Here is a 25690-nt window from a genome sequence, read left to right as displayed (position 1 = left end):
GGGTATCCATGCATTCGTACCCGGGACCGCCTGGAGGGGGATGGGGGCGATCCCGGGCTTGTGGGGTCCTTGAGGATGCTGCCCCTTGCGGACCCCGGCGCCTTCTACCCGCGGGAGATCGAATCAGTCAGGAGATTTTCGCGAAGTTCGGCGATGGTGGCCCGGTCGACCTGGAGCACGCCGGTGACGTAGCCCTCGACGGAGCCGTGCCGGTCGATCAGGTCGTCCAGGAACAGGCGCATGGCCTGGGCGGGGGCCCGGCCGAACCCCGGCCACAGCAGGGCGTCCGGGTGCCTGGTGCGCTGGTCGGCGATGAAGCGCTCGGTCGCCAGGCCGGTCAGGGCGTAGTCGGCGACGATGTCGTCCTCGGCGACGCCGACGAGCGAGAGGATCAGCGCGGTGAGCAGGCCGGTGCGGTCCTTGCCCACCGCGCAGTGGATGACGACCGGTGCGTTGTCCGCGACGGCGACCGTCTCCACGGCGGCGCGCAGGTTCTCCACGCCGTCCTCGGTCACCTCCAGGTAGCGGTCGGCGAGGTAGCGCTCGACGCCGATCTCCTCGCTGAACTGGGCGATGTCCCAGGGACGGCCCTCGATCGGCAGGTTGCGGTAGCGCAGCCCCTCGGTCTCCGGCACCCGTCCGGCCCGTTCGACCTCGGCGGGATGCCTCAGGTCGATCACGGTGCGCACGCGCAGCGCGTGGAAGGCCCGCAGGTCGTCGCCGGCCAGCCAGCCCAGGGAGTCGGCCCGGTAGAGCCGCTGCCACCGGACGATGCGCCCGTCCTCGGTGGCATATCCACCTACGTCACGAAAGTTGCGGAGATTGGTGAACTCAATGTGGCGGATCACCCTTCACACCTTAGTTGGCGGCGGTTTCCGCTTCCTGGGTCGTCACCGTCTCACCGGTGGGTTTCCCGGACTTCTGCTCGGCCACCTCGCGCCGGATCAGCAGGATCCAGCCGCCGATCGCGATGCCGATGAACAGCCACCACTGGACCCCGTAGGCCAGGTTGAGGCCGCCGCCGGAGCCGACGTCGGGGGCGGGCACCAGAGCGGGCGCGGCGGCGGCCTGCGGTTGCTGCCCGGTGAGCTCGACATAGCCGCCCACCAGCCGGTACGGCATGCGCTGCCCGATCTTGGCCACGTCGATCAGCAGCACCTGGCCGTCCGGCAGCCCGGACCGCTCGCGGATGCCGGTGGAGTCTTCGGTCTCGCTCTGACGTAGACGCCCGGTGACAGTTACCTGTCCGGTGGGCGGAGGGGGTACCTCGGGAGCCGCGTCGGCGCTGGCGGCGGCCGGGATCCAGCCGCGGTTGACGATGACGGCGCTGCCGTCGCCGGTGACGAGCGGGGTCAGGACGTAGAAGCCGTTGCGGCCCTCCTGCGGGCGGCGGCGGACGAGCAGGCCATGGGAGGTGTCGTACGTGCCGGACGCGACGACCGTGCGGTAACGGTCGCCCTCGCCGACCTGCCGGCCGGGAGCCGCGAGCCGGTCGAGCGGGACGGCGGCGGCCTCGATGTTGGCGGTCACTCTGTCCTTGTTGTCGGACCGCTCCTCGAAACGCCCGAACTGCCACCTGCCCAGGAACACGAAGGCGGGGATGACCAGCAGCACCACGACGTGGAGCGCCAGCCACCGGGGCGTCAGCAGGAACCGGTACACGCCTTCAAGGTTAGGCACCGGGGCGGGTGCTCCCTCACGCGGCTCGCCCGCTAGACGCTCCGCACCCCGGGGCCCGGGCCGGGGACCGGCGTGACCTCGCGCGGCCCGGCCACCTCGTGGCCCTCGGCGCAGCGGAAGTGCAGCTCGATGGGGGCGCCGCAGTCGCGGTGGGTGAGCAGCACCGGCGGGCCCTCCTCGTCGGCCAGGTATTTGTCACCCCAGTGCATGAGCGCGACGAGCAGCGGATAGAGGTCGCGGCCCTTGTCGGTCAGCCGGTATTCGTCGCGCTGGCGCTGGCCGGGCTCGCGGTAGGGCTCCTTGCGCAGCAGGCCCTCGTCGACCAGCCGGGCCAGGCGCGCGCTGAGCACCTGGCGGGGCGCGCCGGTGACCGCCTGCATGTCGGCGAACCTGCGCACGCCGCTGAACGCCTCGCGCAGCACCAGGAAGGTCCACTTCTCCCCGACGATGTCCAGGGTGCGCTCGATCGAGCAGTTGTCCACCCGGAAGCCCAATCGGAACGGCACGTTCATCTCGGCATTATATCTGAGTTCAATTGACAGACTCAGCTCCGAGGAGCAGGCTGAGTCTATGCAAGGAACCCAGATCCGCCCGGTCCGCCCGGACGACGAGGAACGGATCAGACGCTTCCTGGCGGGGTTGTCGCTGCACACCCAGACGCTGCGCTTCTTCACCGGCGTGACCGTCCCGGCCGCCCACCTCGTGCGCACTCTGCTGACCCTGGACGAACGCCGCGACGCGCTCGTCGTCACCGCCGGGGACGAGATCGTCGGGCACGCCATGAGCTACCGGGGCGGCTGCGCCGACGTCGAGGTGGCCGTCGTCGTGGCCGACCGCTGGCAGGGCAACGGGCTCGGTCCGCGGCTCGTCGACACCTTGCTGCTCAGGGCCGCCGTGCGGGGGGCGCGCACGGTCGGGATGGACGTGCTGGGCGAGAACCGGCGGGTGCTCAGGCTGGTCCGCAGGCTGTGGCCGGACGCCGAGATGAAGGTCGAGTCCGGCACGGTCGAGGTGACCGCTATGATCGATCTGGCCGGAGTATTTGCGGAACAACGTTCTGGTAGCACACCATTGACAGTGTGAAGAGTGTCAAGAACGGACGCGACGGCCGCACCCGCATCATCGAGGGCGCCCTCCGCCGCTTCAGCCAGGACGGTGTCTCGGCCACCACGCTGGCCAGTCTGCGCGAGGAGAGCGGTGTAAGCGTCGGCAGCTTCTACCACCACTTCGCCAGCAAAGAGCACGTCTACGGCGTCCTGTACGCCGAGATCCTCGACGCCTACCAGCAGGAGTTCCTCGCCGAGCTGGTCCGGCACGACGACGCCCGCGCCGGCATCGAGGCCGTCGTCGCCTTCCACATGCGCTGGGCCGGCGAGCACCCCGAGCGGGCCAGGATCCTGGTCAGCGAGCGCCCGCCGCGCAAGCACGAGCCGGGCGGCGCCGAGGTGGCCGAGGCCAGGCGCGCGTTCTTCCGCCAGGTCTCCGACTGGTGGAAGCCGCACATGAAGAACGGGCAGCTCCAGCCCGTCCACGCCACCATGTGCTACGTCCTGTGGCTCGGGCCGGCGCAGGAGATGTGCCGCCTGTGGTTCGCCGGGGCGCACACCCCGACCGAGGAAGAGATCAAGGGCCTGGGCGAGGCGGCCTGGCAGAGTCTCCGCCAGCGCGGGGAGCAATGATCTGAGTACCGTCTGTGGTGTTATTGTCCAAATGTGAGAAGACCTCGGGCGCTCGTGCTGCCCGACCTGCCGGAGAGCGCGCTCGCCCGTCTGGGCGAGGTCGCCGACGTGGCCGAGGCTCCTCCCCGGCCGAGCGTCGGCTTCACCGACGAGCAGCTCGCCGACCTGGTCATCGAGACCGGCGCGAACGTGCTCATCACCGACGGCGACCAGGTTCGCACCTCGGTGCTCGGACTCCACATCGACATCGTGGCCAGCCTCGGCGCCCCCACGGGGGTCGACCTGCGCCTGGCCGCCGAACGCGGGGTCACCGTCCTGCACGCCCCCGACCGCGACCCCGAGGCGGTGGCCGAGCTGACGCTCGCGCTGCTGTTCGCGGTCAGCAGGAACATCGTCACCGCCGACCGTGAGGTGCGCAGAGGCCGCGCCCATCGCGGCAGGGTGCCCCCCGCCCAGCGCCACCGCGGCAGACGGCTCACCGGACGCACGTTCGGCATCGTCGGCCTCGGCCGGGTGGGCCGGGCCATGCGCTGGCGCTGCCAGGGGCTGGGCATGCGGGTGGTCACCTGCGACCCGTACGTCCCCGAGGCCACGCACACCCTGCCCGCGCTGCTGGCGGAGGCCGACGTGGTGTCGCTGCACGTGCCGCTGACCGCGGACACGAGGGGCCTGTTCGGCTACAGCGAGTTCGGCGCGATGCGCCAGGGCGCGATCTACCTCAACACCTCGCGCGGCGCCCTGCACGACCTGACCGCCCTGGTGGACGCGCTGCGCCAGGGTCAGGTGGGCGGCGCCGGGCTCGACCACTTCGAGGGCGAATGGCTCGATCCGGCCCACCCGCTGACCAGGCTGCCGAACGTGGTGCTCACGCCCAGGCTCGGCGAGGCCACCGGGGAGAGTCTGGAGGAGCTGGCGGAGGCGCTGGTGGAGGACATCGCGCGGCTGCTGCGCGGCGAGCCGCCCGCGTACGCGTGCGCGCCGGTCAGGCCGGTTGCCGGATCCGCGTCCTGACCTGCCAGCGGGAGCGGTCGAGGGAGATGTCCAGCCGCAGGTCGCCGCGCTGCCTGCGCAGGCCGGGCACGCGCAGCCGGTCGTGCACGTCGAACCTGCCGCGCGAGGGATAGCCGAACCCCAGCTCGCCGGGCAGCACCCGCAGGTCGTCGCGGTTGCCGCAGCGCGGGCAGGTCCACGAGACCAGGTCCAGGCCCCGGTTGTAGTCGGAGCAGGCGTTGAAGTACTCGTCGGGCCCGAATCGCGACTCGCAGGCCAGGCAGGGGATCAGCATGGGGGCGCGCTCCTCGGTACGGCGTCTTGCACCCCTAGAGATACCGCCACCCACTTGTCCATGGCTTGCAGAACGCTTGGGTGCGTAAGTAACAGTATGAGCACTGTCGGTGGCTGGTGAAAGGATGGTGTCCGTGGAACGACTGCGCCATCACCTCCTCGAAACCGGCTACACGATCGACGGCGTCCGCGACCGGCTCGGCGCCATGGCGGCCTCGGCCCTGGCGCGGGAGGAGCTCGTCCCGGCCCTGCGGGCGACCGCCGACGGCGACCCCTTGGGCACCCTGATCAGGCTCTGGTGGCTCGGCGTGCCGGTGCCGGCCAAATCCGTGCCGGCCGCCGTCCTGGAGTCGGGGCTGGTGTCGGCCGACGGCGACCTGATCAGGGCGACCGTGCACCTCCAGCCGTGGGAGACCGGCGGCTACGTGGTCTCCGACCGCAAGGTCCGGCCCGGCGACCCGGCGCTGCGGGCCGACCACGTCGTGGGGGCCGGGGGCGCCTCGGCCAACCTGGCCCAGCTCGTCAGCCGCCGGCCCGTCACGCGCGCGCTCGACCTCGGCACGGGCTGCGGCGTCCAGGTGCTCCACCTCGACGGGCGGGCCGAGCAGGTGGTGGCCACCGACCTCAACCCGCGCGCCGTGGAGCTGGCCCGGCTGAGCTGGGAGCTGTCCGGCGTGACGGGCGTCGACGCGCGGGTGGGGTCGATGTTCGGGCCGGTCGAGGGCGAGCTGTTCGACCTGGTCGTCAGCAACCCGCCGTTCGTCATCGCCCCCGGGGCCGAGCGCACGCTGACCTACCGCGAGTCCGGCGGCGAGGCCGACGACTTCTGCCGCGACCTGGTCCGGCGCACCCCGGGCCACCTCGCGCCCGACGGGCAGGCCCACTTCCTGGCCAACTGGCTGCACGTCGAGGGCGAGGACTGGCACGACCGCGTCGGCGGCTGGCTGCGCGAGACCGGCTGCGACGCCTGGGTCGTCCAGCGTGACGTGCAGGATCCGGCCGAATACGTCGAGCTGTGGCTCAAGGACGCGGCCGAGCAGGGCACCAAGGGCTACACCGACCACTACGACCGGTGGCTGGCCTGGTTCGACGAGCGCAAGGTCGAGGGCATCGGCTTCGGCTGGATCACCATGCGCAACTCGGGCACCCTCGACCCGGTCGTGCGCGTGGAGCACCTGCCCCACCAGGTGGCCCTGCCGGTCGGCGACTACGTCGACGACGTGCTCGACTCCATCGCCGCCGCCCACCGCGCCGCCGACCTCGACACGGCGCTGCTGCGCACGGCCGACGGGGTGCTCGACGAACGCGTCGGCCTGCCCGGCGCCGAGGACCCGATCCGCATCGTGCTGCGCCAGACGCAGGGGCTGCGGCGCAGCAGGGAGGTCGGCACCGTCGAGGCCGCCCTGGCCGGCGTGTGCGACGGCGAGCTGGCGCTCGGGCCGCTGCTCAACGTGATCGCCGAGCTGGTCGGCGACGGCGAGATCCCCAACGCCGACGCGATCCGGCCGCTCATCGCCGAGGGTTATTTCCTGCTTTGATTCACCGTTGATCCGACGTTGACCGCGCCGGTGGAGGCTTCTGACCGAGACGCGGGCCTGGGGGGTTCGAAGGTCCGCGTCGAGTCCGGCCGGTCGTCTGTGTGAGGCGGCTAGCCGTCACGCGAAGCATCCGGATGACCGGGCCCCCTGGCGACGCGTGGCGGTCAGGATGACCGGCCGGGCTGCCATCGGCATTGACTAAGGACAGCCTTGATCAACCATGTGTGGATGACACGTCTGGACGACGAGCTGTACTCAGGACTCGACGACGGACCGTTCGACGGCGAAGCCGTCCAGCAGGAGCTTCAGGTCGCCGGCCTCGGGGGCGCCGAGCCTGGTGAAGACGTCGTAGGCCTGCCTGAGGCAGTCGAGGCTCCGGGCGGCGCTGCCCAGTCCGCGTAGCGCCCGGCCGAGCACGGTGAGCGAGAGCGCCTCGCCGTAGGGATGGCCGATCTCGCGCGAGACCACGAGCGCCTGCTCGGCGTGGCGTACGGCGTCGGGGTAGCGCCCGGCGGCGATGAACGTCTCGGCCAGCCGGGAGCACACGCGTTGCTCCCAGACCCGCTGCTTGCTGGAGCGGAAGAAGGCCAGGCACTCGGCGTGGTGGTGCACCGCCTCGGTGAGCCGGCCGACCCGGCTGAGCACGATGCCCAGGTGGTAGCGGGCGCGGGCGGTGCCGGCGCCGCTGCCGATCTCGGTGAAGATCGCCAGGCCCTTCTCCGCCGCGGCGATGGCGTCGTCGGCGTGGCCGAGACCCAGGTGGTCGCGGGCCGAGTAGCTGAGCACCAGGGCCTCGCCGGCGGGGACGCCGTTCTCGCGGTAGTAGCGGGAGGCGGCGTCGAACAGGGTGAGGGCCTCGGTGTGCCGGCGCTGCCGGCCGACGACGACGGCCAGCGCGTTGAGCACCTCGCCGGTGACGATCTTCTCGCCGCGGGTGTCGGAGAGCTCGTACACGCGGCGGAAGTGGGTCTCGGACTCCGAGAGCTGGTTGCCGGCGAACAGCACCCGGCCCAGCACGTACCGGGAGCGCAGTTCGCCGGCCTCGTCGCCCAGGTTCAGCGCGGCGGCGAGCACCGCGCGGGTGCCCTGGTCGAACTCGCGGGTGTGGGTGCCGGCCTCCAGCAGCGGTTCCATGGCCACCAGCATGTCGGCGGCGGGCAGGAGCTGCTCGCCGGCGGTGGACGTGGTCGCGGCCTGGTTGATGGCCGCGAACAGCGAGTCGCCCTCGGAGATCAGCCAGGCCACGGCCTCGTCGACGGTGGTGAAGGTGAGCCCGCTGCCGACCACGGCCAGGTTGTCGGGGATCATGCTGCCCTCGTAGGCCAGCCGGTGGGCGGACCGGGACGAGGCCAGGTAGAAGCCGAGCAGCCGGCGCAGCGCCAGCGTCTTGTCCTCGGGACGCTCGGTCTTGTCCAGGACGCGCCTGGCGAACAGCCTGAGCAGGTCGTGGAAGCGGTAGCGGCCGGGCGCGGTGGCCTCCAGGAGGCTCATGTCGACCAGCGACTCCAGCAGCTCCTCGGCCTCGTACATGTTCATCGCCAGGACGGCCGCGGCGGCCCCGATCGAGATGTCGGGGCCCTTCGGCAGGGACAGCAGGCGGAAGGCGCGGGCCTGGGCCGGTTCGAGCTGGCCGTAGCCGAGCGCGAAGGTGGCCTCGACGGCCAGGTTGCCCACGCGCAGCTCGTCGAGGCGGCGCTGCTCGTCGGCCAGCCTGGGCACCAGGGAGGCGACCGTCCAGGAGGGGCGGGCGGCCAGCCGGGCGGCCACGATCCGGACGGCCAGGGGCAGGAAACCGCAGGCGGCGACCACGTCCATGGCGGCGCCGTGCTCGGCGGCCACCCGCTCGGGCCCGGCCACGGAGGAGAACAGCGAGAGCGCCTCGTCCGGCTCCATGACGTCGAGGTCGATCAGCCGGGCCGCGGGCAGGTCGGCCAGCTTGGCCCGGCTGGTGACGATCGTCGCGCAGCCCGGCGAGCCCGGCAGCAGCGGGCTGACCTGGTCGGCGTCGCGGGCGTTGTCCAGCAGCACGAGGATGCGCCGGTCGGACAGCAGCGAGCGGTAGAGCGCCGAACGTTCGGCCAGGCCGTCGGGGATGACGTCGGGCGGGATGCCGAGCGCGCGCAGGAAGCCGCCGAGCGCCGACTCAGGAGCGGTCACCTCGTCGCTGTGGCCGCGCAGGTCGGCGTAGAGCTGCCCGTCGGGGAACAGGTCGTCGGCCGCGTGCGCCACGTGGACGGCCAGCGTGGTCTTGCCGACGCCGCCGATGCCGCACAACGCCACCACCGGCACGCCCTCGGCCGACGACTGCGCGGACAGCAGGGTGTGGACGCGGACGGCCACCTCCTTGCGCCCGGTGAAGTCGCTGACCGCGGCCGGCAGCTGCGCCGGGCGGGGCAGTTCGAGCGCGGGCGGCTCCTCCTCGGCCGCGGGCTCGCCGGCGGCCTGCTCGGCCGGGGCGGCGGGCGGCGGCACGAGGGTGAGCGCCGGGTCGGCGGCCAGGATGCGCTGGTGGAGGGCGGTCAGCTCGCTGCCGGGCTCGATGCCCAGCTCGTCGATCAGCGCCTCGCGGGTCTCGGTGAACACGTTGAGGGCGTCGCCCTGCCGTCCGCACCGGTAGTAGGCCAGCATGAGCTGGGCGCGCAGCCGTTCGCGCAGGGGGTGCTCGGCGGTGAGCGCGATCAGCTCGGACACGACCGCGGCGTGCCCGCCCAGCTCCAGGTCGAGGTCCATGAGCGTCTCGATGACGCTGACGCGGCGTTCGGCCAGGCGGTCGCGCTGGTGCTCGGCGTACGGGCCGACGGCGCCGGCCAGCGGCTCGCCCTCGAACAGGGTCAGCGCGGCCCGCATGCCCTCGGCGGCGGCGGCGAGCCGGCCGGCCTTGCGGGCGGTCTCGGCCTCGGCGAGGCCGCGTTCGAAGCGGGTCAGGTCGAGCGCGTCGTCGGGCAGGCGGAGGGCGTAGCCCCGGCCGATGGAGGTCAGCAGCTCGGGACGGGAGCGGGCGGGCCTGTCGGGTTCGAGCACCGTGCGCAGGCGGGAGACGTACGTGCGCAGCGCGCCCAGGGCGCGGGGCGGCGCGTCCTCGCCCCACACGGCGTCGATCATCTCGGCGGGGGTGACCGCGCGGCCCTCCCGCAGGAGCAGCATGCCGAGGATCGAACGTTGCAGCGGGGTGCCCAGGTCGAGTTCCTGCCCCTCGCGCCACGCGCGGACGGGACCGAGCACGGCGAACCGCAGCCCGCCCTCAACGCTCTGACCAGCCATGCCGTCTGTCTCCCGGGCAATGGAACGATTTGTGTCCAAATGATAGATCCAGTACCGCTTACCACCTAGAACTGGGCTGATCGCCGGAACACACCGTTGATCCGCCTTTGATCAGGTGTTGACCATGCCTCCGCATGCTGATGGCAGGCCGTACATGGCGCACCGACACGGGGGCGTGTCATGTAGAGCCGATGGGGACGCAGAAAAATACAGGCCCCGCCCGGAAAAGTATGGGCGGGGCCGTTGCCGATGTTCCTACGCTGCCTCTACCAGTCCGAGCCGCATGGCCAGCCGTTCTCGGACGAGCGGCCATTCGGAGTTCAGGATCGAGTAGAAGGCCGTATCTCGGACCGTGTTGTCGGCGCCTCGGCTATCCGCTCGCCGCACCCCGTCGAAGTGTGCGCCGAGGGCCTCGATGGCGGCCCGGGATCGGACGTTCCTGACATCTGCCTTGAGTGTGATGCGGTGGACGTTCCAGGTCTCGAAGGCGAGTGAGAGCATGAGGAACTTGCTCTCCCGGTTGACGCCGGTGCCCTGGGCGCAGGCGCCCAGCCAGGTGTAACCGATGTCCGCCACGGACGGGATGTCGCCCACCGCACCCCGTGTACCCGGAGGCCAGGGCATGGGGCCCTGCCAATACTCCAGGTGCATGAGACGGGTGGCACCGACCACGCGGTCGGTGTTCAGCCACCGGATGGCGAAGGGCAGCGTGCGGCCCTCCGCCTGCTCAGCCATGGCGGCCTCCACATAGGAGACCATCTCGTCCCGGCCGTCCGGGACGCGAGTGAAGGCGTAAGTGGAGCGGTCTTCACTCGCCGCGGCGACGAGATCGTCGATCACCGCGTGGCTGAGAGGTTCCAGGCGCACGGAGCGCCCGGACAAGGTGACAAGAGCGGGCATGAGCACATGATGAGGCTCGCGCGGCGCGCGCGTAACCAGGCTCTCGAAGCCATCTTTCCCGGGTTTCTGGATGTGCGGTGTTTCCGCAGGTCAGAGGGCTGATTTGGTGGATGGTAAACCAGCTCTTGGGGAAAGATTCGCCTAACCGTGACATGGTGCCGGCACCAGCGCCGGGTGACGTTCACCCACGACGCCGTGACGGACCAGAGCGAGCTCCTTCAGACCCATGGACAGATGGTTCAGATTCGCTGCGATCCATGGCAGTTGAAGGGGATCTGTGCTGTTCAGCGCGGTCAGTCGTTCTTCGGGCGAGTCGCCGTAGAGCAGGCTCACCGCCACGCGTACCCGGGCGGCCGACGAGTCGTCGCCGAAGGCGTGTCCGGGCAGGACGCCGATGCCGTGCTCGTCCAGCAGGATCCGGGTGATCTCGGCGGAGCCGCCGAGCCTGAGGTGGCTCAGGTCGGGATAGAGGTAGAAGCCTCCCTGGGGTCGCGGCACCGAGGCGCCGATCTCCGTGAACCGCTCGTGGACGGCCCGCGCCACGATGCCGTGCAACCTCCGGCTGCCGGCGACCCGGTCGGTCAGCTCGCGCGGCTCGTCGAAGGCGTAGGACGCGGCCTCCTGGACGGGCGCGGCCGGCGCCGACCAGATCTCGCTGGCCACCGCCAGCAGCCGGGTACGCAGCCCGTGCGCGCCCTCGGGCAGCCGGGCCACGCCGATCCGCCACCCGCCGAGCGCCAGGCTCTTGCTGAGCCCGGTGGTGATGATCGTGCGCTCGGGCGCGAGGTCGGCCGGCGAGGTGTAGCCGGCCGACTCGTCGTGGACCAGGTCGCGGTAGATCTCGTCGGAGATCACGATCAGGTCCAGCTCGCGGGCCACGGCCACCAGGCGGGCGACGGTCTCCGGCGTGGCCAGCCGGCCCGTCGGGTTGTCGGGCAGCGTGACCAGCAGGGAGCTGACCGTCCTGCCCGCCGACCGGGCCTTGCGGACCGCCGCGACGACCAGGTCGGGGTCGGGCACCCCGCCCTCTCCTGGCGGTGCGGGCACCAGGATGGGACGGGAGCCCACCAGATCGGCCTGCGCGGCGTAGCTGACCCAGCTGGGCATGGGCAGGACGATGTCGCCGCCGATCGCCAGGAGCAGGCCGTACAGCAGCGACTTGCTGCCAGGCCCGCAGACGACCAGCTCGGGGTCGGTCAGGAGCCCCCGTCGTGTCCAGTAGCCCGCTGCCGCGGCCCGGAGCCCGGACGCGCCCGCGACCGGCCCGTAGCCGTTGCGCTCGGAAGCGGCGGCCAGCTTGTCGCGCAGCGCCGGGTGGACGGGCAGACCGGCCTCGCCGAAGGCCAGGTGCAGCACGCGTTCCCCAGCGCGCCGTCTTCGTTCGATGTCTTCGTTCGCCGCCAAGGTGGCGGACAAGGTCACGGTCATGTTTGTCACGTTCCCAGGGTGGTTGTATGAAGGCATCAGTACAAGCGAGGCTTTTTGTGGGTAGGCGTAAGGAAGTCTGATGCTCGAATTCCGGCGTTTGGTGCTGATCTGTGAGTTCGCTCGCCGGGGCAGCATCGCGGCCGCCGCCGAGTCATTGGGCTACAGCCCCTCGGCCGTCTCCCAGCAGCTCGCGGCGCTGGAACGGGAGACCGGCACCGCGCTGATCGACAGAACCGCGCGCAGCGCGGAGCTGACCGACGCCGGACGCCGGCTCGTCCAGCACGCCGAACGCATCCTGTCAATGGTCGAGGAGGCCGAGTCCGACCTCTCCGCCCATGCGGGCACCCCCTCGGGGCGCGTCGTCGTCACCGCCTTCCCCACAGCGGCCGTGGCATTCGCGCCGGCGCTCGCGCGTTCGCTGCGCCGGCACACCGAGCTGACGCTCCGCCTGGGCCAGAGCAGGTCGGGGCGCGGCATGCGGGAGGTCCAGTCGGGCGAGGTGGACATCGCCCTCGTCGACGACTGGTACGGGTCGGTCCGCGAGAGCGAGAGCCTGCGGGTCTTCCCCCTGCTGCGCGATCCCATCGTGCTCGTCGTGCCGCGCAGGCACCGGCTGGCCGACCCCGGAGTGCCGCTCGACCTGCGCGAGCTGCGCGACGAGCCGTGGATGGCCACCCCCGACGGCGAGCCCTCGCGCCTGGCCGTCGATCGGCTGTTCGTGGACGTCGGCGGCACCCGGCCGACGCCCTGGGAGTTCGAGGGGCTCGGGACGATCCTGTCCCTCGTCGCCAAAGGCATCGGCATCGCCGCGGTGCCCGCGCTCGCGCTGGCCGCCGGGGTGCGCGGGCTGGCGGTCAGGGAGTTCCCCGGCAACCCGGTCGGCCGCGACGTGCACGCGGTCGCCCGCCGGTCCAGCGTGCACCGGCCGTCGGTGTCGGTGACGTTGCGGGCGATCCACGTGGCCGCCCGGTACATCGCCGGCGATCTGGAGCCGGTGACCCCGGCCGAGCGGTAGCGTCTGCCCATGGCGCCGACGTACGAGATCGAGCAGCTCCTGCTGTCCATGCCGAGCACCCGCACGGTCGCGGGCGTCGACGAGGTGGGCAGGGGCGCGTGGGCGGGGCCGGTGACGGTCTGCGCCGTCGTGACCGATCTGTCCGAGCCGCCGCCCGGTCTGACCGACTCCAAGCAGGTCTCGGCCGCCAAGCGCGGCCCGCTCGCCGGCGAGCTGACCGCATGGGCGGCCGGCATCGGGTTCGGCGAGGCGAGCCACGCCGAGATCGACGCGCTCGGCATGACCGAGGCGCTGCGCAGGGCCGCCCGCCGGGCGCTGGAAGCCCTGCCGGTGCGCCCCGACGCCGTGATCCTCGACGGCAAGCACGACTACATCGGCGCCCCCTGGCCGGTCCGTCTGGAGATCAAGGGCGACGCGGCCAGCGTCTCGGTCGCGGCGGCCTCGGTCCTGGCCAAAGTGCGGCGGGACGCCTACATGGGCACGATCGGGCATGAGGAGTACGGCTTCGCGGAGAACGCCGGATACCCCTCGCCCGCCCACCAGGACGCCCTGGCCCGGCTCGGCCCCACACCGCACCACCGGCTCTCCTGGTCCTACCTGGACGACCTGCCGCAGTGGCGGCATCTGAAGCAGGTCAGGGATCCGCTCGTGGGTGAAGGGCAGGCCGCGCTGTTCGGCTGAGCCGTAATATCGGGGGAGTGCGGATCGGGATCTTCGTCATCGCGGCCTGCTTTCCCGGTCAGGACCCAGGGCAGGTCCTGCGGAACTCGGTGGAGCTGATCGAGGCCGCCGAGGCGGCCGGGTTCCACGACGCCTGGATCGCCGAGCACCATTTCATGTCCTACGGCGTGTGCCCGTCGGCGGTCACGCTGGCCGCCGTGGCGGCGGGGCGCACCAGCCGGATCCGGCTCGGCACGGCGGTCAGCGTGCTGTCGTCCCAGCATCCCGTGGCGCTGGCCGAGCAGGCGGCCATGCTCCACCACCTGTCGGGCGGGCGGTTCACGCCCGGCGTCGGCAGGGGCGGCCCGTGGGTCGACCTGGAGGTGTTCGGCACCGGGCTCGACCGGTTCGAGCGGGGCTTCGCCGAGTCGCTCGACCTGCTGGTCGAGGCCCTGTCCACGGGGTCGGTGGCGGCCGAGGGGGAGTTCTTCCGGTTCAGGGAGGTCGCCCTGGTGCCGAGGGCCCGGCTGCGGCCCGTGGTGGCGTGCACGTCGGGCTCGACGGTGGCGCTGGCGGCCGAGCGCGGGCTGCCGATGCTGCTCGGCATGCACATCGGCGACCACGACAAGGCCCTGCTGGTCGCCGAGCACGTCGCGCGGGGCGGGAGCCCGGCGGGACACCTGGCGGCCGGGGTGGCGCACGTGGCCGACTCGACCGAGGCGGCCGTCCGTGAGCTGAAGGAGTCGATGCCCGCGTGGCTGGGCCCCGGGCTGGCCGGTTATCTGCCGGTGGACAGCCGGCCGCGCCCCTCGCGGGACGTCACCGCCTACATCGACCTGCTGACGCGCATCCATCCGGTCGGCACGCCCGCCCACTGCGCCGAGGTGCTGCGGCGCACGGCCGAGAGCACCGGGATCGAGCACGTGATCCTGACCGTGGAGGGCATCGGCGACCACCGGCGGGCTCTGGAGGACGTGCGCCGCATCGGCGCCGAGGTCATCCCCCTGTTGGCGGACTGACGGGCGAGCCGGGACGGCCCGGCTCGCCCGTGGGTTCAGCAGTCGACCAGCTCCGGTCTCTGGTTGAGGATCTGGGCCCGCGGGGTGACGAACTCGTCGAGGGCCTTGGTGGCCGACGGGTCGAAGACGGCGACCCGGTGGCAGTTCTGGAAGGCCAGCCGTACGCCGAAGTGGCGTTCGAGCGCGCCGCGCATCGCGTCGCTCGCCAGACACCGCAGGAGCTGGCCGCGTGCCTCCTCGGACGGCGGTGGCACCTGGTTGTCGGCGAACTCGGCTCCGCTCTGCGCGCGCTCGGCGACCAGCTCGCTGATCAGCGACCACGCGTAGGGGAGTGAGTCGCGGACGCAGGCGACGAACGCGGCGTCGTCCACGTCTCCGGCTCGGGCCTGGTCCAGCAGATCGTTCGGGACGGTCAGCGACATGCTGTCTCCTCTCGAAGGGGATCGAATCTGACGTTATGTGGGAGAAGTGGGTAGCTCCAGAGGCCTGGAGGTACGTTTTAGGGGCCGTAGACGAAGTCAGGATCGATCTGCTCCGCCAGGTCGGCCCCCGTGCGGGCGTTGGCCCACGCGCGGGCGTTGCGCAGGTGGAACTCCGCGGTCTGGCGGCCGAAGCGCGGCCAGTCCTTCTCCTGCGCGTCGAGGGTCTTGCGCAGGACGGCCAGCGCCTCGGTGTTGGCCGGCTCCAGGTCGTCGAGCGTGAAGTGGCGGCCCTGCTCCATGGCGCGCACCGCCGAGGAGTGCTCCATCCAGGTCAGCAGGTCGTCGCCCACGTGCGCGCGGAGGAACTCCACGTCGGACGGGCCGTGGACCTTGTTGCCGACCACGGCGAGCGCGACGTCGTACTTGGCCGCGTGATCGCGGTACTGCTCGTAGACGCTCACGCCCTGCCTGGTCGGCTCGGCGACGAGGAACGTCAGGTCGAACCGGGTGAACAGCCCGGAGGCGAAGGAGTCGGAGCCGGCGGTCATGTCGACCACGACGTATTCGCCCTGGCCGTCGACCAGATGGTTGAGCAGCAGCTCCACCGCGCCGACCTTCGAGTGGTAGCAGGCCACGCCGAGGTCGTCGTCGTCGAACGGGCCCGTGGCCAGCAGGCGCAGGCCATGGGGGGTGGTCACGGCGTAGTCGAGCGCGGCCAGGTCGTCGAAGCCCAGCAGGCGCGAGCCGCGGCCCGGCGGGGTGGTCTTGACCATGGTCTCGGCCGAGGCGATGCGCGGGTTGTCGCCGCGCAGCAGGTCTTTGATCTCGGCGAGGTGGGCCCCGAGCGGCTCGGGCTGGGCGTCGAGGCCGAGCACCAGGGCCAGGTGCTGGTTGATGTCGGCGTCCATGACGACCACCGGGTCGCCCTGGGCCGCCACGTGCCGCGCGAACAGCGCCGAGATCGTCGTCTTCCCGCTGCCGCCCTTGCCGACGAATGCCACTCTCACGTGCGCTCCTGAAATGACGATGAAAATCGTTTCCGTTGGGCCCGCGCACCATCATGCCACACTCCGTGCTGGGGTGGTGGCTGTCGGAAAGGTGAGGTTCAGCCGCAGGCGGCGTCCAGGCTGACCGGGTTCTCCGGGTCCTGGGTCGGGGCGGCGGAGTGGTGCGCGCTCGCCGACCGGTTGGCCGGGCGCTCGTCCAGGGCCTCGGAGACCTTGCGCCTGATCAGGTACCAGTCGGGCGTGACGGTGCTGATCAGCGGCGGGACGAAGCTGAGGCTCCGGATCCTGGTGTCCTTCACCTTGTCCGACAGCTCGATCAGGGCGGGCAGCAGGTCCTGGGGCACGTCGCTGGAGATGGCCCGCTTGGTGGCCGCGGCCAGCTTCTCGAAGCTCTTGAGCACGGTCATCGGATCGGCCTGCTTGGCGACCGCGTTGAGCAGGCACTTCTGGCGGCCCATGCGGACGTAGTCGTCGCTGTCGGTGCGGGACCGGCCGTACCAGAGGGCCTCCTCGCCGGACAGCTTGCGGGTGCCGGCGGGCAGCAGGCCCTCGCGGTACTTGCCGTACACGATGGGGTCCTTGACGGTGACCCGGACGCCGCCCATCGCGTCGACGATCTCGGCGAAGCCCTTCATGTCGACCATGGCGTAGTAGCTGACCGGGATGCCGAGGATGTCGCTGACGGTGCGCTTGAGCAGCGACGGGCCACGCTTGCCCTTGCCCACGCCGGGGACCGTCTCCGGGTGGTCCTCGGCGTACTGGAAGATCTCGTTGAGCAGGCCGGGGGTGCTGGGGCCGTCGCCGGTGAAGCCGAAGGGGAAGCGGCTCCTGGCCGGACCGTGCGGGAGCTGGACCTTCTGCAGGTTGCGCGGCAGGCCGAACAGGGTGGTGGCGCCGGTCTCGGTGTCCACGCTGGCCACCGTCATGCTGTCGGTGCGCACGCCGGGGCGGCCGGGGGCGGCGTCCGCGCCGATCAGCAGGAAGTTGACGCGCTTCGCGCCGTTCCACGGGTCCTGGGCGACGACCGGGGCGCTGCTGGTGGTGGTGGCGAAGACGTGGCTGACGACGTCGCGGGACAGGTAGGCCATGCGGGTGGCGTACGCGGTGGGGGCCAGGACGAGCGCGCAGAGGGCGGCCGCGAGCGTGGTGGTCAGGAAACGTCCGGCGGTGTCGGAGGACTCGGGACGGACGAGCAGGAACGACCGGATGATCACCGCGGTCCACGCCAGCGCGATCCCGACCAGCGCCACGGTGAGCACCGTGAGCCAGCCGGGCTGGACCGCCAGCGACAGCAGCCGGGTGCTGAACGCGGTGAACACCGTCAGGACGCCGGCGAGCATCAGCACGTAGGCCGCCATGAGGGCGATGCCCATCCGATGACGGTGGGTGGCCAGGTGCGCCACCCCCCACAGCGCGGCCGACGCCACCGTCAGCGCGATGCTCGCTCCTAGGCCGAATTCGCGTTTTTTCCCTGTCATGCCTGGTCAAACCCCCAATGCCAGCCCATCCAAGTCACCATAGTTATTGCGTTGCGGGCCAATTGAGGGTGAAGGGGAAGTGTTTGCTCAATTCCCGGTCAAGACCCTCTTGAGATATAACGTGAGAGTGAGCACTCGACACGGTAGCTACGGATTCGACGCACCGTGGGCCCTCGGCGGACTGCTCTTCGGGGCCATCGTCCTGCTGGCTCTCGCGGCGCTCTCCTTCGTGCTGGACGTCCCCGCCGCCGGGATCGCCTTCGCCTTCGGCGGGCTCTACACGCTGGCCAGCGCGGCCAGCTACCTCTACACCACGCGCCGGGGCAAGTTCGCCGTCTGGGCCGAGCTGCTGGAGCCGCTCGAAGGAGGTGAGCGGGTGCTCGACCTCGGCTGCGGACGCGGCGCTGTGCTGCTGGCCGCCGCCGCCCGGCTCACCTCCGGACGGGCGGCCGGCGTCGACCTGTGGAGCTCGAAGGACCAGTCGGGCAACGCCGCGGCCGTCACCCTGGCCAACGCCGCGGCCGAAGGCGTCGCCGACCGGGTCGAGCTGGTCACGGGCGACATGCGTGACCTGCCGTTCGAGGACGGCGCGTTCGACGTCGTCGTGTCGAGCCTGGCGATCCACAACATCCCCTCCGCCGAAGGCCGCCGGCGGGCGATCGGCGAGGCCCATCGGGTGCTGCGGCCCGGCGGGCTCATGCTGATCGCCGACTTCCGGCACGCGCCCGATTACGAGGACGCCCTGCGCGACCTGGGCGTGATCGACATCCGCCGGCGCGACCTGGGCGCCCGCCTGTGGTACGGCGGCCCCTGGTTCGGCACCACCCTGGTCGAGGCCAGAAACCTGCCTTGTAGGGAACGTTTGCCATCCGTTTACCGGGTACCCAAGTGCCCTTATGAGCGACGTGGATACCGGCACCGTAACTACCAAGGTGCCCGCACGGCTGGACCGGCTGCCGTGGTCCCGCTGGCACTGGATGATCGTCATCGGTCTCGGCACGGTATGGGTGCTCGACGGATTAGAGGTCACCATCGTCGGCAACCTGTCCGGGCAGCTCGCCAAGCCCGGCAGCGGCCTGGACATCACCCAGGCGCAGGTCGCCGGCCTCGCCGCGGCCCTCTACGTGGCCGGGGCCTGCGTGGGGGCGCTGTTCTTCGGCTGGCTGACCGACAGGTTCGGCAGGAAGAAGCTGTTCCTGCTGACGCTCGTGGTCTACCTCGCGGCGACGCTGATGACCGCCCTGTCCTTCGACGCGTGGTGGTTCTTCCTGTTCCGCTTCATGACCGGTTTCGGCATCGGCGGCGAGTACGCGGCCATCAACTCGGCCATCGACGAGCTGATCCCGAGTCACCACCGGGGACGCATCGACATCATCATCAACGGCAGCTACTGGCTCGGCGCGGCGGGCGGCGCCCTGCTGACCGTGCCGCTGCTGAACGACCTGCCGGTCAACATCGGCTGGCGGGTGGCGTTCGGGTTGGGTGTGGTGCTCGGCCTGGCCATCCTCCTGGTGCGCAGGAACGTCCCGGAGAGCCCGCGCTGGCTGTTCATCCACGGCCGCGACCGCGAGGCCGAGCAGATCGTGGACGACATCGAACGCCAGATCGGCCGGGACCTGCCCGAGCCGCAGGAGTCGATGACCATCCACCAGCGCAGGTCGATCGGCTTCCTGAAGATCGCGCACACGATGGTCGCGCTTTATCCCAAGCGCACGGTCCTCGGGTTGTCGCTCTTCATCGGCCAGGCGTTCCTCTACAACGCGATCACCTTCGGGTACGCCCAGATCCTGACCACGTTCTTCAAGATCGACTCGCACACGGGCTACTACTTCGCGATCATCGCGGTCGGCAACTTCCTCGGCCCGCTGCTGCTCGGCAGGCTCTTCGACACCGTCGGCCGGGTCCCCATGATCTCGGCGACCTACATCGGCTCCGGGGTGCTGCTGCTCGGCACCGCCTGGCTGTTCAACCAGGGCGCGCTGACCGCGATGACGCTGACCCTCTGCTGGTCCGTGGTGCTCTTCGTGGCCTCGGCGGGGGCCAGCGCGGCCTACCTGACGGTGAGCGAGATCTTCCCCATGGAGACCAGGGCGATGGCCATCGCGTTCTTCTTCGCCATCGGCACGGCCGCCGGCGGCATCGCCGGCCCGCTCGTGTTCGCCTCGCTGGTCGAGAGCGGCGCGCCGGGCGACACGGCGCTGGCGTTCTCGATCGGCGCGATCGTGATGATCGTCGCGGGGCTGGTCGAGCTGGCCTTCGGGGTCAAGGCCGAGCGCAAGGGGCTGGAGGAGATCGCCGCGCCGCTCACCGCCGCGCGGGCCGCATGACCCGCAGCACCTGGGTGCTGTCGGCCAGGTACAGGTGCGGCACGTCCACGAACACCCGCATCGGCCCGCGGTCCAGTTCCAGGTCGCGGGCCATGGTCGCGTGCACCTCGGCGAGCGGCAGGTAGTTGAGGTAGCTGGTGAAGGCGTTCTGGGAGCGGAAGGTCGCGGTCATGGCGAGCGCGCCGTCCCGGATCCGGAACGCCACGCCGATCAGGCAGGGCACCGCGTCGTACGGCTCGCCGGGGATGGTCAGCGAGATCCACGCGCTCTTGCTGTACGGCTTGACCCGCAGCAGGTCGGCCGCCCAGGCGAGCTGCCCCCTGATCCGGGCGCCGTAGCTGTACTTGAACGGCGGCACGACCACGTCCTCGCTGAACTTCCTGCTGTACAGGGCCAGCCGCTCCGCGTCGCCGTACCGCGCGATGATCGGGTCGTCGCCCCGCACCTCGGCGATCTCGAACAGCACGGACGGCGCCTCGATCACGGGGCCGCGGTCGTCGTCGGCGAGTGTGCCCGCCGTCCAGACATGTCGCATCATCCACATCCACGCCTCCCCACATGACGCCCATGACGCAGGGCTGGGCATTCAGGTCTCCTGATCCGGGAACTCGTAGGGGTCGCGCGGGAGCCGGCGCCGCCTGGTCACGTTGCAGCGCACGTAGTAGACGGCGTAGTGGACCAGCGTGACCAGGAGGATGCCGAAGGTGAGCAGGAGCAGGTTGGGCGCCTGCCCGCACAGGCCGGTGAGGCCCACCGTCAGGTAGGCCGAGTTCGCCAGCGCCAGCGTGGTCACGTTGATGCCGGGCCAGGCCAGCGGCGCGTACGTCTCCGGGAAGCGGGGGTCGATCGGCAGGTTCGGGCTCCAGCCGAGCCGGTCCTTGAGCCTGGAGGCGTACAGCAGGCGGAAGTTGTTGATCGCGCGGGCCGTCCTGGCGTGCGCGCGAACCGCCTCGATCAGCCGCAGGAACGGCAGCACGCTGAGCACCCCGAACGCCGTGACCAGGGCGAACAGGTACCACGGCACGCGCTGCCACTCCGTGAGGCTCTGCGGGTCCACCACCTTGGCGCTGGTCAGGGCGATGGCCGCGAGGAACGGCCCCGACAACAGGCTCATGGCGAGCCTGGTCATCTTCAGCCGTTCTTCCTTCGCGGCCAGGTGGACCGCGTAGATGCCGGTGAAGTCCACGGCGGCGAGCTGGAGGAAGTGACTGGACTCAAGCCCGTCGTCCCGGATCATCATGCGAGGGGGGATCTTTCGCATGTGCGCTCCTGTAGTGCGTGACTCCAGTATTAGCGCGATTCGCCGGGTTGTGGAGGCGATTCCTACCAATTGTTCCAACAAATCTCAACTGACGCCCGTCAACTGCGACGACACCTCCGCGACGTGGTCGATGTAGGCCGTCGGGAGGCCGTACAGCAGGGCCGCGATCTCCCTGTCGTGGATCACCGGGAGGGCGGCCAGCGCGTCCGAGGCCAGGCCGCGGCAGAACTCCAGCGTGTTGGGCACCAGGTCGCCCGCGCGCAGCCGGCGCAGCGCCTCGTCCACCTGCTCCTCGCTCATGTCGCGGCCGAGCAGGTCGCCGAGATCGGTGCCGGACAGGAGCAGCGGCAGGCTGTAGACGCCCTGCCGCAGGTCGTTGCCGGCCGGCTTGCCGAGCTGGGCGCTGGAGGCGGTCAGGTCGAGCAGGTCGTCCAGCACCTGGAAGATCAGCCCGAACTTCTCGCCGTACGCCGCCACGCGCGCCCGGTCCTCGGCGCCGGCCCGCGCGCAGACGGCCGCCACCAGGCAGCCGGCCCGGAACAGCGCGGCGGTCTTGCCGGTGATCGAACGCAGCGCGCTCTCCCTGGTCCTGGCCGGGTTGAACAGGTCGCTCGTCTCCAGGTACTGGCCCTCGGCCAGCTCCACCACGGTGGCCGCGAGCACCTCGGCGACCGGCCTGGACACCGCGGTGATGGCCGCCAGCCCCGCCCTGGCCAGCATGAAGTCGCCGATCACCAGGGCCTTGCCCTCGCCCAGCTCGGCGTTGAGCGTACGGGTGCCGCGCCGCTCGGTCGCCCGGTCCATGAGGTCGTCGTGCACGAGCGAGCCGGCGTGGATCAGCTCCACGCACGCGGCGGCCGTGATCACCCGGCGGTCGGGGGCCTTGCCGAGGGCGAGCGAGGTCGCCAGCGTCAGCGCCGGACGCAACCGCTTGCCTCCGGCGCTGACGATCCGCCCGGCGCCCGCGTTGATCCCCGGCAGCGCGGACGAGCCGCTGAGCCGCCTGATCCTGGCCTCGACCTTGCGCAGACCCTGGCTGACGGCGGGGCTGTTCACGAGTTGCTCCATGGGACCAAGCCTGCTCCCGCGCCGCTGTGCCCCTCCTGAGAGACGCTGAGGACGCTCTCAGCCCTTGACCCTGACATCGTGTGAGCGGGTACGACAGGATGTCCCCCGGGCTTAGGAGGACATCATGGGAATGGCGGAGCGGGTCGAGGCGGTCCTGAAGGCCGGCACGGCGCCCAATCTGCACGCGGTCGTGGTCATGCGGGGCGGCGAGGTCGTCGTCGAGCACTACGGCGCGGGCGTCGACCAGCGGATCACCGAGGAGCCCCGGCACGTCGTGTTCGACCGCGACACGCCGCACGACGTCCGGTCGGTCACCAAGAGCGTGGTCGCGCTGCTGTACGGCGTGGCCCTGCGCGACGGGCTGGTGCCGCCGCCGGACGCGAGACTGGTGGAGCAGTTCCCCGAATATCCGGACCTGGTGGCTGATCCGGGCCGGGCGCACCTCACCGTCGCGCACGCGCTCACCATGACGCTCGGGATCGACTGGAACGAGGACCTGCCGTACACGAGCCCGGCCAACAGCGAGATCGCGATGGAGCTCGCTCCTGACCGGTACCGGTTCGTCCTGGAACGTCCGGTGGTCGAGGAGGCCGGGAAGCGGTGGCGGTACTGCGGCGGCGCCTCGGCCCTGCTCGGCGGGCTCATCGCGCGGGGCGCCGGCGAACCGCTGGCGGAGTACGCCGCCAAGGCGCTGTTCGAGCCGCTGGGCATCACCAGGACCGAGTGGGTCAAGGGCACGGACGGCGTGGCGATGGCCGCGGCCGGGCTGCGGCTGCGGCCCCTCGACCTGGCCGCGCTCGGCCGATTGGTGCTCGGCGGCGGGCTGGGCATCGTCCCCGAGCAGTGGGTGCGCGAGATGACGCGGCCCCGCGTCGTCATCGACGGCGACTTCCGCTACGGCTACCAGTGGTACGTGAGCACCGGTGACCGGCCGTGGACCGAGGCGATCGGGAACGGCGGCCAGCGGCTGCTCGTGCTGCCCGGCGAGGAGCTGGTCGTCGCGGTGACGGCCGGCGACTACAACGCCGAGCAGGCCAGCGCCACGGCCGTGCTGGACGCCGTCCTCGACCGCTGAGCCGCTCACGGCACCAGCAGGACGCGGCCCGTGACCGCGCGCGACTCCAGGAGCCGGTGGGCCTTCGCCGCCTCGGCCAGCGGCAGGGTCTCGTGGACGACGGCGCGGCTGCGTCCTGAGCCGAGCCGGGCCAGCATCTCGGGATAGTGCGTGCCGAACACCTGGCCGGTCCAGCCGGGGCCGCCGCAGCCGACGACGGTCACGCCGCGTTCCATCAGGTCCGCGGCCGTGACGGCGGCGGGCTCGCCGCTCAGCATGCCGTAGAACAACATCCGCCCGGTGCCGGGCACGAGCCGGTCGAGCACCCGCCGGGCCGACGCGCCGCCGATCGACTCGAAGGCCACGTCGACGTCCGGCAGCGTGTCCGGCCAGCTCGGGTCGCCGTGGTCCAGGGCCTGGTCGGCGCCCAGGTCGAGGGCCCGCTGCCGCTTGGCCGGGGAGCCCGCGGTGGCGATCACCCGGGCCGCCCCGAACTCCTTGGCGTGCGCGACCAGGTAGCCGCCGATCGTGCCGGCGCCCGCCTCGACCAGCACGGTCTCCCCGCCGCCGAGCCGCCCCCGGTGCAGCAGGGCGAGGGCGATCGCGCCGGGCGCGGCTCCGGCCAGGGCCTCCAGGGGCGTCACGTCCTCGGGGACGGGGCAGGTCAGGGCGGCGGGCATGGCCACGTACTCCGCATAGGCGCCGAGGCCGCCGGTCACCCCCACGCGGACGGTGCCGAGCAGGCTGTCGTCCACGCCCTCGCCCGTCTCGACGACCTCGCCGACCGCTTCCGCGCCGGGCACGACGGGCAGCGGCAGCGGGAACGGCAGCGCGCCCGAGCGGATCTGCGTCTCGGCGTGGCTGACGCCGATCGCCTGTGCGCGGAGGAGGACCTGGCCCGCCTCGGGGCGCGGGCGGGGCAGGTCCACCGGACGCAGGGTCTCGGGGCCGCCGAGGGCGTCGAGCTGGATGGCGCGCATGGTTGTTCCCGTCTGTATCTGAACCATTGGTCCAGTTAATATATGGACCTCTGGTCAAGTTTGTCCATGGGCAACAATGACCGGATGGAACGTCAAGAGCGGGCCGACGCCGCGCGCAACAGGCGGGCGATCCTGCGGGCGGCGGAGGAGCTGCTCCGCCGCCACCCGCCCGAGCAGGTCTCCGTCGAGCGGGTGGCGGTGGCCGCCGGCGTGGGCAAGGGGACGGTGTTCCACCGGTTCGGCAGCCGTACCGGGCTGATGCGGGAGCTGATGAGCGAGCGGGCCCGCGAGCTGGACAAGGCGGTGGCCGAGGGCCCGCCGCCGCTCGGCCCCGGAGCGCCGCCCGTCGAGCGGCTGGTCGCCTTCCTGGGCGCGGTGGCCGAGCTGGCGGCGCGCAACGGCAACCTGGTGGCCGCGCACGAGCACGCGGTCGCGACCAGCAGATCCGAGCCCCGGGAGACCAACCCGATCTACACCGGCTGGCACCGGCACGTCACCGCCCTGATCGCCGAAGGCCGCCCCGACGTGGACGCGGACGAGATCGCACACCTGCTGCTCGGGTGCCTGCACATGGAGCCGATCGCGAGCCGGTTGCGGGCGGGGGACAGCGCGCGGCTCGCCCGCAGCTTCGCCGCCCTCGCCGAGGGCCTGCTCGGCAGGCCCTCCCCTTAGCCCGGAGGACCGGCGGGTACGGGCGTCAGAGGGGCAGGGTGGTGGCGGCCGTGTGGAAGGCGGCGACGGCCGCGCGGACCGCCGGATGGTCGCCGTAGCCGCGGCGGAAGGCCGCCCGCGTGCGGCGGCTCAGGGGCAGGCGGGTCAGCGAGACGCCGTCCGGCGGGGTCAGCGCCGCCAGCCTGGGCACGAGCGCGACGCCCTGACCGGCGGCGGCGAAGGCGAGCACGGTGTCGAAGTCGTCGATGTGGTGCCGGACCCGGGGCTCGAACCCGGCCGCCTGGCAGGCCCTGATCGCCATGGTGTGGCAGAGCGTGCCCGGCTTGCCGGTGATCCACGGGTCGTCGCGGGCGTCGAGGACGCGGGCCCGGTCGGTCAGGTACATCGGCTCGGTGAACAGCGGCTCGGTCTCGATGGAGGCGTCGGTGACCGGGGGCACGAAGTCGTACTCGTGCACGAGGGCGACGTCGAGCTCGCCCGCGCGCAGCGCCGCCGAGACGTCGGCGGGGTCGATCTCGGCCACCATCGGCTCCAGCCCCGGACAGTCCGCGGCCAGGCGGGCGAGCGCGGGCGGCAGGAGCACGCGGGTGGCCGTCGGGAACGCGCCGATCCGCAGGGGCCCCGACGGCCCGCCCCGGGCCGCGGCGAGCGCGGCCGAGGCGCGTTCGAGCTGTTCCAGGACGGCCTGCGCGTGCTCGACCAGCAGCAGCCCGGCCGGGGTGAGCGTGACCGTGCGCCCGGTGCGTTCCAGCAGCGGCACGCCCGCCTCCCGTTCCAGGGCGCTGAGCTGCTGCGAGACCGCCGAGGGGGTGAACGTGACCGCCTCGGCCACGGCGGTGATCGTGCCGCGCCTGGCCAGCTCGCGGAGCAGGTGGAGCTTGCGTGGATCGAGCATAAGTTCATCTTAAGCTCGAACGAAGAAATCCGAACTGGACCTAACAGGTCTGCGGGCGGCAG

Annotated in this window: 25 protein-coding genes and 1 pseudogene; 11 read left to right on the top strand and 15 right to left on the bottom strand. The window is 71.6% G+C overall.

Annotated features, from left to right (window positions below):
• Nucleotides 1-104 precede the first annotated feature (104 nt).
• From ACFYUV_RS25170 to ACFYUV_RS25160, 3 genes are read right to left on the bottom strand one after another with little or no spacing between them, the layout of a single operon-like run.
• A complete protein-coding gene (locus ACFYUV_RS25170) occupies nucleotides 105-848 on the bottom strand; it encodes a tyrosine-protein phosphatase (RefSeq protein ID WP_387671712.1) in 744 nt (247 codons plus the stop codon).
• A 10-nt stretch (nucleotides 849-858) separates the two neighbouring features.
• Nucleotides 859-1680 (bottom strand): SURF1 family protein, encoded by an 822-nt coding sequence (locus ACFYUV_RS25165; RefSeq protein ID WP_387671711.1) that lies wholly within the window; start codon nucleotides 1678-1680, stop codon nucleotides 859-861.
• Between the two features lie 32 nt (nucleotides 1681-1712).
• A complete protein-coding gene (locus ACFYUV_RS25160; protein WP_387671709.1) occupies nucleotides 1713-2192 on the bottom strand; it encodes a winged helix-turn-helix transcriptional regulator in 480 nt (159 codons plus the stop codon).
• Nucleotides 2193-2250: 58 nt separating this feature from the next.
• Between ACFYUV_RS25160 and ACFYUV_RS25155 the strand changes: the two genes are divergently transcribed.
• From ACFYUV_RS25155 to ACFYUV_RS25145, 3 genes are read left to right on the top strand one after another with little or no spacing between them, the layout of a single operon-like run.
• Nucleotides 2251-2763 (top strand): GNAT family N-acetyltransferase, encoded by a 513-nt coding sequence (locus tag ACFYUV_RS25155; protein WP_387671707.1) that lies wholly within the window; start codon nucleotides 2251-2253, stop codon nucleotides 2761-2763.
• Entirely contained in the window at nucleotides 2760-3359 is a 600-nt protein-coding gene (locus ACFYUV_RS25150; RefSeq protein WP_352318387.1) for a TetR/AcrR family transcriptional regulator, read from the top strand. Before ACFYUV_RS25155 ends, ACFYUV_RS25150 begins: the two co-directional genes overlap by 4 nt.
• A gap of 33 nt (nucleotides 3360-3392) precedes the next feature.
• On the top strand, nucleotides 3393-4370 hold the full coding sequence (locus tag ACFYUV_RS25145; RefSeq protein ID WP_387671706.1) for an NAD(P)-dependent oxidoreductase: 978 nt from the start codon (nucleotides 3393-3395) through the stop codon (nucleotides 4368-4370).
• On the opposite strand, the gene ACFYUV_RS25140 is transcribed toward ACFYUV_RS25145, so the two are convergent.
• The gene (locus ACFYUV_RS25140) at nucleotides 4342-4644 is read right to left on the bottom strand and encodes a hypothetical protein (RefSeq protein ID WP_352318383.1); all 303 of its coding nucleotides are present in this window, start codon (nucleotides 4642-4644) and stop codon (nucleotides 4342-4344) included. The two genes, ACFYUV_RS25145 and ACFYUV_RS25140, sit on opposite strands and share 29 nt — an antisense overlap.
• Nucleotides 4645-4768: 124 nt before the next feature.
• Between ACFYUV_RS25140 and ACFYUV_RS25135 the strand changes: the two genes are divergently transcribed.
• Nucleotides 4769-6181, top strand: coding sequence for a methyltransferase (locus tag ACFYUV_RS25135; protein ID WP_387671704.1), 1413 nt, complete (start codon nucleotides 4769-4771; stop codon nucleotides 6179-6181).
• A 255-nt stretch (nucleotides 6182-6436) separates the two neighbouring features.
• Here the strand turns inward: ACFYUV_RS25135 and ACFYUV_RS25130 are convergent, their stop codons facing one another.
• The 3 genes from ACFYUV_RS25130 to ACFYUV_RS25120 all read right to left on the bottom strand — a co-directional run bounded on the left by ACFYUV_RS25130 (nucleotide 6437) and on the right by ACFYUV_RS25120 (nucleotide 11770).
• Complete coding sequence (locus tag ACFYUV_RS25130; protein ID WP_387671702.1) at nucleotides 6437-9442, bottom strand: BTAD domain-containing putative transcriptional regulator; 3006 nt, start codon at nucleotides 9440-9442, stop codon at nucleotides 6437-6439.
• A 255-nt stretch (nucleotides 9443-9697) separates the two neighbouring features.
• Nucleotides 9698-10342 (bottom strand): GNAT family protein, encoded by a 645-nt coding sequence (locus ACFYUV_RS25125; protein WP_352318377.1) that lies wholly within the window; start codon nucleotides 10340-10342, stop codon nucleotides 9698-9700.
• A 141-nt stretch (nucleotides 10343-10483) separates the two neighbouring features.
• Nucleotides 10484-11770, bottom strand: a complete 1287-nt coding sequence (locus tag ACFYUV_RS25120) for a pyridoxal phosphate-dependent aminotransferase (RefSeq protein ID WP_387671700.1) — start codon at nucleotides 11768-11770, stop codon at nucleotides 10484-10486.
• 79 nt (nucleotides 11771-11849) lie between these two features.
• Here ACFYUV_RS25120 and ACFYUV_RS25115 point away from each other — a divergent pair, with 79 nt between their 5' ends.
• The 3 genes from ACFYUV_RS25115 to ACFYUV_RS25105 are packed head-to-tail and all read left to right on the top strand — an operon-like array spanning nucleotide 11850 to nucleotide 14464.
• The gene (locus tag ACFYUV_RS25115; RefSeq protein ID WP_387671698.1) at nucleotides 11850-12785 is read left to right on the top strand and encodes a LysR family transcriptional regulator; all 936 of its coding nucleotides are present in this window, start codon (nucleotides 11850-11852) and stop codon (nucleotides 12783-12785) included.
• A 9-nt stretch (nucleotides 12786-12794) separates the two neighbouring features.
• Nucleotides 12795-13466 (top strand): ribonuclease HII, encoded by a 672-nt coding sequence (locus tag ACFYUV_RS25110; RefSeq protein ID WP_352318371.1) that lies wholly within the window; start codon nucleotides 12795-12797, stop codon nucleotides 13464-13466.
• Between the two features lie 17 nt (nucleotides 13467-13483).
• Nucleotides 13484-14464 (top strand): LLM class flavin-dependent oxidoreductase, encoded by a 981-nt coding sequence (locus ACFYUV_RS25105; RefSeq protein WP_387671696.1) that lies wholly within the window; start codon nucleotides 13484-13486, stop codon nucleotides 14462-14464.
• Nucleotides 14465-14499: 35 nt separating this feature from the next.
• Here the strand turns inward: ACFYUV_RS25105 and ACFYUV_RS25100 are convergent, their stop codons facing one another.
• The 3 genes from ACFYUV_RS25100 to ACFYUV_RS25090 all read right to left on the bottom strand — a co-directional run bounded on the left by ACFYUV_RS25100 (nucleotide 14500) and on the right by ACFYUV_RS25090 (nucleotide 17371).
• Nucleotides 14500-14886, bottom strand: a complete 387-nt coding sequence (locus ACFYUV_RS25100) for an SCO5389 family protein (protein WP_387671694.1) — start codon at nucleotides 14884-14886, stop codon at nucleotides 14500-14502.
• Nucleotides 14887-14963: 77 nt separating this feature from the next.
• On the bottom strand, nucleotides 14964-15893 hold the full coding sequence (locus ACFYUV_RS25095) for an ATP-binding protein (RefSeq protein WP_387671693.1): 930 nt from the start codon (nucleotides 15891-15893) through the stop codon (nucleotides 14964-14966).
• Nucleotides 15894-15991: 98 nt separating this feature from the next.
• Complete coding sequence (locus tag ACFYUV_RS25090) at nucleotides 15992-17371, bottom strand: LCP family protein (RefSeq protein ID WP_387671691.1); 1380 nt, start codon at nucleotides 17369-17371, stop codon at nucleotides 15992-15994.
• A gap of 79 nt (nucleotides 17372-17450) precedes the next feature.
• On the opposite strand from ACFYUV_RS25090, the pseudogene ACFYUV_RS25085 reads away from it, so the two are divergent.
• Nucleotides 17451-18071 (top strand): annotated as a pseudogene (locus ACFYUV_RS25085) (class I SAM-dependent methyltransferase); the annotation flags it as partial.
• 196 nt (nucleotides 18072-18267) lie between these two features.
• Nucleotides 18268-19698 carry an MFS transporter gene (locus ACFYUV_RS25080; RefSeq protein WP_352318361.1) on the top strand — a complete coding sequence of 477 codons (1431 nt, stop codon included), beginning with the start codon at nucleotides 18268-18270 and terminating at the stop codon, nucleotides 19696-19698.
• Here the strand turns inward: ACFYUV_RS25080 and ACFYUV_RS25075 are convergent.
• The 3 genes from ACFYUV_RS25075 to ACFYUV_RS25065 form a co-directional block, all read right to left on the bottom strand.
• On the bottom strand, nucleotides 19676-20236 hold the full coding sequence (locus ACFYUV_RS25075; RefSeq protein ID WP_358291385.1) for a hypothetical protein: 561 nt from the start codon (nucleotides 20234-20236) through the stop codon (nucleotides 19676-19678). The genes ACFYUV_RS25080 and ACFYUV_RS25075 overlap by 23 nt on opposite strands.
• A gap of 48 nt (nucleotides 20237-20284) precedes the next feature.
• Complete coding sequence (locus ACFYUV_RS25070) at nucleotides 20285-20959, bottom strand: hypothetical protein (RefSeq protein ID WP_352362137.1); 675 nt, start codon at nucleotides 20957-20959, stop codon at nucleotides 20285-20287.
• A gap of 84 nt (nucleotides 20960-21043) precedes the next feature.
• On the bottom strand, nucleotides 21044-22027 hold the full coding sequence (locus ACFYUV_RS25065; RefSeq protein WP_387671689.1) for a polyprenyl synthetase family protein: 984 nt from the start codon (nucleotides 22025-22027) through the stop codon (nucleotides 21044-21046).
• A 124-nt stretch (nucleotides 22028-22151) separates the two neighbouring features.
• Between ACFYUV_RS25065 and ACFYUV_RS25060 the strand changes: the two genes are divergently transcribed.
• A complete protein-coding gene (locus tag ACFYUV_RS25060; protein WP_387671687.1) occupies nucleotides 22152-23102 on the top strand; it encodes a serine hydrolase domain-containing protein in 951 nt (316 codons plus the stop codon).
• A gap of 5 nt (nucleotides 23103-23107) precedes the next feature.
• Here ACFYUV_RS25060 and ACFYUV_RS25055 read toward each other — a convergent pair whose 3' ends face one another.
• Nucleotides 23108-24061, bottom strand: coding sequence for a zinc-binding alcohol dehydrogenase family protein (locus ACFYUV_RS25055; protein WP_387671685.1), 954 nt, complete (start codon nucleotides 24059-24061; stop codon nucleotides 23108-23110).
• 84 nt (nucleotides 24062-24145) lie between these two features.
• Here ACFYUV_RS25055 and ACFYUV_RS25050 point away from each other — a divergent pair, with 84 nt between their 5' ends.
• A complete protein-coding gene (locus ACFYUV_RS25050; protein WP_387671683.1) occupies nucleotides 24146-24733 on the top strand; it encodes a TetR/AcrR family transcriptional regulator in 588 nt (195 codons plus the stop codon).
• Nucleotides 24734-24758: 25 nt separating this feature from the next.
• Here ACFYUV_RS25050 and ACFYUV_RS25045 read toward each other — a convergent pair whose 3' ends face one another.
• Nucleotides 24759-25628 (bottom strand): LysR family transcriptional regulator, encoded by an 870-nt coding sequence (locus ACFYUV_RS25045; RefSeq protein ID WP_387671681.1) that lies wholly within the window; start codon nucleotides 25626-25628, stop codon nucleotides 24759-24761.
• Nucleotides 25629-25690 lie beyond the last annotated feature (62 nt).

This window comes from Nonomuraea sp. NPDC003560 (assembly GCF_042878785.1).
GTDB lineage: Bacteria > Actinomycetota > Actinomycetes > Streptosporangiales > Streptosporangiaceae > Nonomuraea.
This window is presented reverse-complemented; position numbering and strand designations above follow the sequence as displayed.

Bases quoted from the DNA above. Each gene is read 5' to 3' on its own strand.
- ACFYUV_RS25160 (WP_387671709.1), bottom strand. From the start codon at position 2,192: ATGAACGTGCCGTTCCGATTGGGCTTCCGGGTGGACAACTGCTCGATC.
- ACFYUV_RS25155 (WP_387671707.1), top strand. From the start codon at position 2,251: ATGCAAGGAACCCAGATCCGCCCGGTCCGCCCGGACGACGAGGAACGG.
- ACFYUV_RS25140 (WP_352318383.1), bottom strand. From the start codon at position 4,644: ATGCTGATCCCCTGCCTGGCCTGCGAGTCGCGATTCGGGCCCGACGAG.
- ACFYUV_RS25135 (WP_387671704.1), top strand. From the start codon at position 4,769: ATGGTGTCCGTGGAACGACTGCGCCATCACCTCCTCGAAACCGGCTAC.
- ACFYUV_RS25130 (WP_387671702.1), bottom strand. From the start codon at position 9,442: ATGGCTGGTCAGAGCGTTGAGGGCGGGCTGCGGTTCGCCGTGCTCGGT.
- ACFYUV_RS25125 (WP_352318377.1), bottom strand. From the start codon at position 10,342: ATGCCCGCTCTTGTCACCTTGTCCGGGCGCTCCGTGCGCCTGGAACCT.
- ACFYUV_RS25120 (WP_387671700.1), bottom strand. From the start codon at position 11,770: ATGACCGTGACCTTGTCCGCCACCTTGGCGGCGAACGAAGACATCGAA.
- ACFYUV_RS25115 (WP_387671698.1), top strand. From the start codon at position 11,850: ATGCTCGAATTCCGGCGTTTGGTGCTGATCTGTGAGTTCGCTCGCCGG.
- ACFYUV_RS25110 (WP_352318371.1), top strand. From the start codon at position 12,795: ATGGCGCCGACGTACGAGATCGAGCAGCTCCTGCTGTCCATGCCGAGC.
- ACFYUV_RS25100 (WP_387671694.1), bottom strand. From the start codon at position 14,886: ATGTCGCTGACCGTCCCGAACGATCTGCTGGACCAGGCCCGAGCCGGA.
- ACFYUV_RS25090 (WP_387671691.1), bottom strand. From the start codon at position 17,371: ATGACAGGGAAAAAACGCGAATTCGGCCTAGGAGCGAGCATCGCGCTG.
- ACFYUV_RS25080 (WP_352318361.1), top strand. From the start codon at position 18,268: ATGAGCGACGTGGATACCGGCACCGTAACTACCAAGGTGCCCGCACGG.
- ACFYUV_RS25075 (WP_358291385.1), bottom strand. From the start codon at position 20,236: ATGATGCGACATGTCTGGACGGCGGGCACACTCGCCGACGACGACCGC.
- ACFYUV_RS25070 (WP_352362137.1), bottom strand. From the start codon at position 20,959: ATGCGAAAGATCCCCCCTCGCATGATGATCCGGGACGACGGGCTTGAG.
- ACFYUV_RS25065 (WP_387671689.1), bottom strand. From the start codon at position 22,027: ATGGAGCAACTCGTGAACAGCCCCGCCGTCAGCCAGGGTCTGCGCAAG.
- ACFYUV_RS25060 (WP_387671687.1), top strand. From the start codon at position 22,152: ATGGGAATGGCGGAGCGGGTCGAGGCGGTCCTGAAGGCCGGCACGGCG.
- ACFYUV_RS25055 (WP_387671685.1), bottom strand. From the start codon at position 24,061: ATGCGCGCCATCCAGCTCGACGCCCTCGGCGGCCCCGAGACCCTGCGT.
- ACFYUV_RS25050 (WP_387671683.1), top strand. From the start codon at position 24,146: ATGGAACGTCAAGAGCGGGCCGACGCCGCGCGCAACAGGCGGGCGATC.
- ACFYUV_RS25045 (WP_387671681.1), bottom strand. From the start codon at position 25,628: ATGCTCGATCCACGCAAGCTCCACCTGCTCCGCGAGCTGGCCAGGCGC.